Source organism: Ideonella sp. P3_A4 (genome assembly GCF_056403075.1).
Map to the genome: position 1 here is coordinate 1 of NZ_JBFUGE010000419.1, position 5,227 is coordinate 5,227.

Below are 5,227 nucleotides of genomic sequence, written 5' to 3' on the forward strand. Positions count from 1 at the left end.
TGGTAGCGCTGCTCGTCGTCCGGCGCATCGGCGTGGGTGATGTAAGGCGGCAGCGGCACATGGCCGAAGGCCTGCAGCAAGGCGAACGGGTCGGCCGGAAAGCGCAGGCGGAACAGCGAATCGTCCGGCCCGGCGCGGCCCAGCACCTCGGCGTCGAAGCCGGCGGCACCGATCTGCCCCACTTGGCCGAAACGCACGCTGCTGCCCGGCTTGGGTGACTTGCTGGCGCGCAGATGGGCCAGCACCTGGTGCGGCGGCTCGCCGTCAACGTCTGGCACGACCCGCTCGACCAGCGCCTCGACGGCACCGCCGGTGGGTTTTTCGCCCAGCAGCCGGGCCTTGATGACGCGGGTGTCGTTGAAAACCAGCAGGTCGCCCGGCGTCAACAGCGCGGGCAGTTCACGGAACACGCGGTCCACTGGGCGTTCACCGCGGCCGTCGAGCAGGCGCGAGGCGCTGCGCTCGGGGCTCGGGTGCTGCGCGATCAGGTCAGGCGGCAGCGTGAAGTCGAAATCGGCGAGGGTGTAGGTACGGCGGTTTTGGGCGGGCATGGGCTTGCAGGCTTCACCGGCCTTCAAAGCGATGGCCAGATTGTTCCACGCCGCCACGGTGGCGCGATAGCCCCGTGTGCGGTGTGCCCGTCTTAGGGGACGTTCGCGCGATTCGGTTCCGCGACGCGAACCGCGCCGCAGGCCGCCCGCCGGGTCAGTGCGACCCGGGTGCCGGCGCCTGCGCGGCGGCCGGGTTGGCCTGGGCGCGCGCATCGGAGCGGTCCCAGGCCCATGCGAAGGCGACGCCCAGGCCCAGCACGGTGGTGATCAGAACAAGCAGGCGGAGAGCAAAACGCATGGTGGACTACTGCAGGAATACGGCGCGAACAGATTGTCTGGTGATTTCGGCACAACCGCGATCATCGTTAGTGAGCAGTCGCAAGCAGGGGTCACTGCCTGTGGCGTGGACGCCGCAGAGCGGACCGCAGGAATGGCCGAAGTGACAATGCCGTGCATGCCCAGCCCCGTTGCCACCCCCGCCGCCAAATCTGGCCCGGCGCGGGCGCTGGAAACGCTGGGGCTGACGACGCCGATCTCGCTGGCGCTGCACCTGCCGCTGCGCTACGAAGACGAGACCCAGCTGACGCCGCTGGTCGGAGCCCGGCCCGGCGACACGCTGCAGATTGAAGCCGTGGTCCAGGAGGCGCGGGTCGAGTTCCGCCCGCGACGCCAGCTGGTGGTGCAGCTGGCCGACGATGAGGGCGAGACGCTGGTGCTGCGCTTCGTCAACTTCTACCCCTCGCACCAGAAGACGCTGCAACCCGGCGCCCGCATCCGCGCCCGCGGCGAGCTGCGCGGCGGCTTTTTCGGCCGCGAGATGGTCCACCCGCAGTTCAAGGCGGTGCAGCCGGACACGCCGCTGGCCGCCGAGCTGACCCCCGTCTACCCGACCACCGCCGCGCTGCCGCAGGCCTATTTGCGCAAGGCCGTGGCGTCGGGGCTGCAGCGCGCGGGCCTGGGCGAGGTGCTGCCGGCCGGTGTCGTGCCGGCGGGGCTGCCGCCGCTGCGCGAGGCCTTGCTGTTCCTGCACCACCCGCCGCCGAACACCGCACTGGCCACGCTGGAAGACCACAGCCACCCGGCCTGGCAGCGCCTGAAGTTCGAGGAGCTGCTGGCCCAGCAGCTGGCGCAGGCGCAGTCACGGCGCGAACGGGCGCAGCTGGCGGCACCGGTGCTGGCTGCGCGGGTCGACGGCCTGCATGCGCAGCTGCTGGCCACTCTGCCGTTTCGCCTGACAGGCGCGCAGCAACGCGTGACGCGCGAGATCGCCGCCGACTTGAGCCTGGGCCGGCCGATGCACCGCCTGCTGCAGGGCGACGTGGGCGCCGGCAAGACCGTGGTTGCGGCGCTGGCTGCAGCCGTGGCCATCGACGCCGGCTGGCAATGCGCGCTGATGGCGCCGACCGAGATCCTGGCCGAGCAGCATTTCGCCAAGCTGGTGCAATGGCTGCAGCCGCTGGGTGTGCAGGTGGCCTGGCTGACCGGCAGCAAGCGCGGCAAGGCGCGCGAACGCGCGTTGGCCGCCGTGGCCAGTGGCGAGGCCGCGCTGGTGGTCGGCACCCATGCGGTGATCCAGAGCGACGTGCAGTTCGCACGGCTCGGCCTGGCGGTGGTCGACGAGCAGCACCGCTTCGGTGTCGCGCAGCGGCTGGCGCTGCGGCGCAAGTTGCAGCTGCCGGGGGGCAGCGGCGGGTCTGGAGGCTCCATCGAGCCCCACCTGCTGATGATGACCGCGACGCCGATCCCGCGCACGCTGGCGATGACCTACTTCGCCGACCTGGAGGTGTCGACGATCGACGAGTTGCCGCCTGGTCGCACGCCGATCGTCACCAAGCTGATCGCCGACAACCGGCGCGAAGAATTGATCGCGCGCATCCGCGACGAGGTGGCGCAGGGCAAGCAGGTCTACTGGGTCTGCCCGCTGATCGAGGCGGCGGAAGAGACAGGCGAAGCGCCGGCCAAGCCCACGCGAGGCAAACCGATGGCCGAGTTGCGCAACGCAACCGAGACCCATGCGCAGCTGAGCGCCGCATTGCCCGGTGTCGAGGTCGGCCTGATCCACGGCCGGCTCAAGTCCGCCGACAAGGCCGCCGTGATGGCGCGCTTCAAGGCCGGCGAGTTGTCGGTGCTGGTGGCCACCACGGTGATCGAGGTCGGCGTCGACGTGCCGAACGCGAGCCTGATGGTGGTCGAGCATGCCGAGCGTTTCGGCCTCGCCCAGTTGCACCAGCTGCGCGGCCGCGTCGGGCGCGGCGAGGTGGCCAGTGTCTGCGTGCTGATGTACTCATCGCCCTTGTCCGACAGCGGCAAGCAGCGCCTGCGTGCGATGGCCGAGACCAACGACGGCTTCGAGATCGCGCGCCGCGACCTCGAGATCCGCGGGCCGGGTGAGTTCATGGGCGCACGCCAATCGGGCGATGCATTGCTGCGCTTTGCCGACCTGGCCGAAGACGCGCCGCTGCTGGCCCAGGCGCGCCGCCAAGCGGTCTGGCTGCTCGACCACCAACCGCATGCGGCGCAAGCCCATGTCGCACGTTGGCTGGGCCATCAGCTCGACTACCTGAAAGCCTGACGAGACAATGTGACGCACTCGGCCAGGTCAGCGGGACCGACGCAATGATCAACAACCATCAACAAGCGACAAGCTGTTCACGCGCGTTTTGCCGTGACGCCCGGTGAGGCGTGAAGAGGCGTTAACCCGCCCCCCAGTTCTCGGGATGGTTGTGGCCCCCTGCTGGCGCCGACAGTCTGCGAAGCACTGCCCGGTCCAGCCGCCGCCCCGGCCTCAGGTGCACAGACTGCTTGCCGCGTCGACGACGACGGGCACGACGGTTACCCCTCCCAATCCACCGTTGGAGACTCCATGACCAAGTTCACCTTGATTCATCAAGCGACGATTGCTGCGCTGGCCTCGTTCGCCGCGCTGGCCGTGCAAGCCGCGCCGGCTGCCGATCACCCGGCCGTGCAACGTGCGCTGTCGCACCTGCAAGGCCAGGCCGCTGTGGCCGGCCACGTGTCCGCCGGCGACAGTTTCCAGGCGAGTGACCTGATGGCCGATGCCGACGGCTCGCAACACGTGCGCTTCCAGCGCCTGTACCGCGGCCTGCCGGTGATCGGCGGTGACCTGGTGGTGCATCTGTCCGCGAACGGCCAGTACCGCGACCTGTCGATCTCGCAAGCTTCGCGCATCGAGCTGGACGTCAAGCCGCAAATGGCCTCGCGTGACGCCGCCGCCAAGGCGCTGGCCGCGTTCCCGCACCGCGGCGGCAAGGTCGACAGCCAACAGCTGGTCGTCTATGCCCGCGACACCCAACCGCAACTGGCCTGGAACGTGCTGGTCAAGGGCGTGCAGGCCGACGGCACCCCGAGCGAACACCACGTGATCATCGGCGCCGGCGGCAAGGTGCTGGACCGCTGGGACGACGTCCACACCGCCGACGACGTCGGCCAGGGCAAGACGCTGTACTCCGGCAACGTGTCGGTGCACGACAAGTTCACCGCCTCCACCGGCAAGTACAAGCTGAAGGACATCACGCGCGGCAAGCACTACACGGTGGACATGAAGCACACCACCGGCAGCGAAACCATCTTCACCGACACCAACAACGTCTGGGGCAACAACGCCGAGTCCAGCAACGAGACTGTCGGTGCCGACGCGCACTACGGCCAGAACATGACCTGGGACTACTACAAGAACGTCCATGGCCGCAACGGCATCGCCAACGACGGCAAGGGTGCCCGTTCGCGCGTGCACTATTCGAACAACTACGACAACGCGTTCTGGAGCGACAGCTGCTTCTGCATGACCTACGGCGACGGCAGCTTCTTCACGCCGCTGGTGTCGCTGGACGTGGCCGGCCATGAGATGACGCACGGTGTGACCTCGCGCACTGCCAAGCTGATCTACTCGGGTGAATCCGGTGGCCTGAACGAAGGCACGTCCGACATCTTCGGTTCGATGACCGAGTTCTATGCCAACAACGCCAACGACCCGGGCGACTACCTGATCGGCGAAGAGCTGTCGAGCTCGCCGCTGCGCAACATGATCACGCCGAGCAGCGACGGCGCCTCGTCCGACTGCTGGTACTCGGGCGTCGGCAACCTCGACGTGCACTACTCGTCGGGCGTGGCCAACCACTTCTTCTACCTGCTGGCCGAGGGCACGACCAACGGCTCGCCGTCGAAGACCTGCGTCGCGGGCAACACCCGCACGGCCACCGGCAACGGCACGCTGACCGGCATCACCCGCGCCAAGGCCGAGAAGATCTGGTACCGCGCGCTGACGATGTACATGACCGCCAGCGAAACCTTCGCCAAGGCCCGTCTGGACACGGTCCAGGCCGCGACCGACCTGTACGGCGCCGGCTCGCCCGAAGTGGCCGCGGTGCACGCCACCTGGACGGCCGTCAACCGCCCGTAATCGCTTCGCGCCGCCCCGGCGGCGCAGCCCTCGAAGCCGCCCAGCGCCTCTCGGCCCGGGCGGCTTTTTCTTGGCTCTTTGCGCGTTGCCTATGGATGAGCGAATCGGCCGAGGGAGAGGCTGAGGAGCTGCTCCGGAGGTAGGTGGCGCGGCGCGCAGCGGTCAACAGCCCTGAACCAACCCAGGTAGTGGTGCAGGTAGGTGGTAGCCACACCGCGAAAGCGGCGCAGCCAGCCCTTGAGCCGTGAGTGGTAGG

Annotated in this window: 4 protein-coding genes and 1 pseudogene; 2 read left to right on the forward strand and 3 right to left on the reverse strand. The window is 68.8% G+C overall.

Features of this window, described 5'->3' with window-relative positions; all coding sequences use genetic code 11:
* Nucleotides 1-551: S-adenosylmethionine:tRNA ribosyltransferase-isomerase (locus AC1DYI_RS25665; protein ID WP_477206965.1), on the reverse strand; the 551-nt coding region annotated here is incomplete at its 3' end.
* Nucleotides 552-705: 154 nt separating this feature from the next.
* Nucleotides 706-849 (reverse strand): hypothetical protein, encoded by a 144-nt coding sequence (locus tag AC1DYI_RS25670; protein WP_477206966.1) that lies wholly within the window; start codon nt 847-849, stop codon nt 706-708.
* Nucleotides 850-996: 147 nt separating this feature from the next.
* On the opposite strand from AC1DYI_RS25670, the gene recG reads away from it, so the two are divergent.
* Together recG and AC1DYI_RS25680 are read left to right on the forward strand one after the other, a co-directional pair.
* Complete coding sequence (gene recG, locus AC1DYI_RS25675) at nt 997-3,123, forward strand: ATP-dependent DNA helicase RecG (RefSeq protein ID WP_477206968.1); 2,127 nt, start codon at nt 997-999, stop codon at nt 3,121-3,123.
* 291 nt (nt 3,124-3,414) lie between these two features.
* The gene (locus tag AC1DYI_RS25680; RefSeq protein WP_477206967.1) at nt 3,415-4,971 is read left to right on the forward strand and encodes a M4 family metallopeptidase; all 1,557 of its coding nucleotides are present in this window, start codon (nt 3,415-3,417) and stop codon (nt 4,969-4,971) included.
* 89 nt (nt 4,972-5,060) lie between these two features.
* On the opposite strand, the pseudogene AC1DYI_RS25685 reads toward AC1DYI_RS25680, so the two are convergent.
* Nucleotides 5,061-5,227 (reverse strand): annotated as a pseudogene (locus AC1DYI_RS25685) (IS1595-like element ISBeb2 family transposase); the annotation flags it as partial.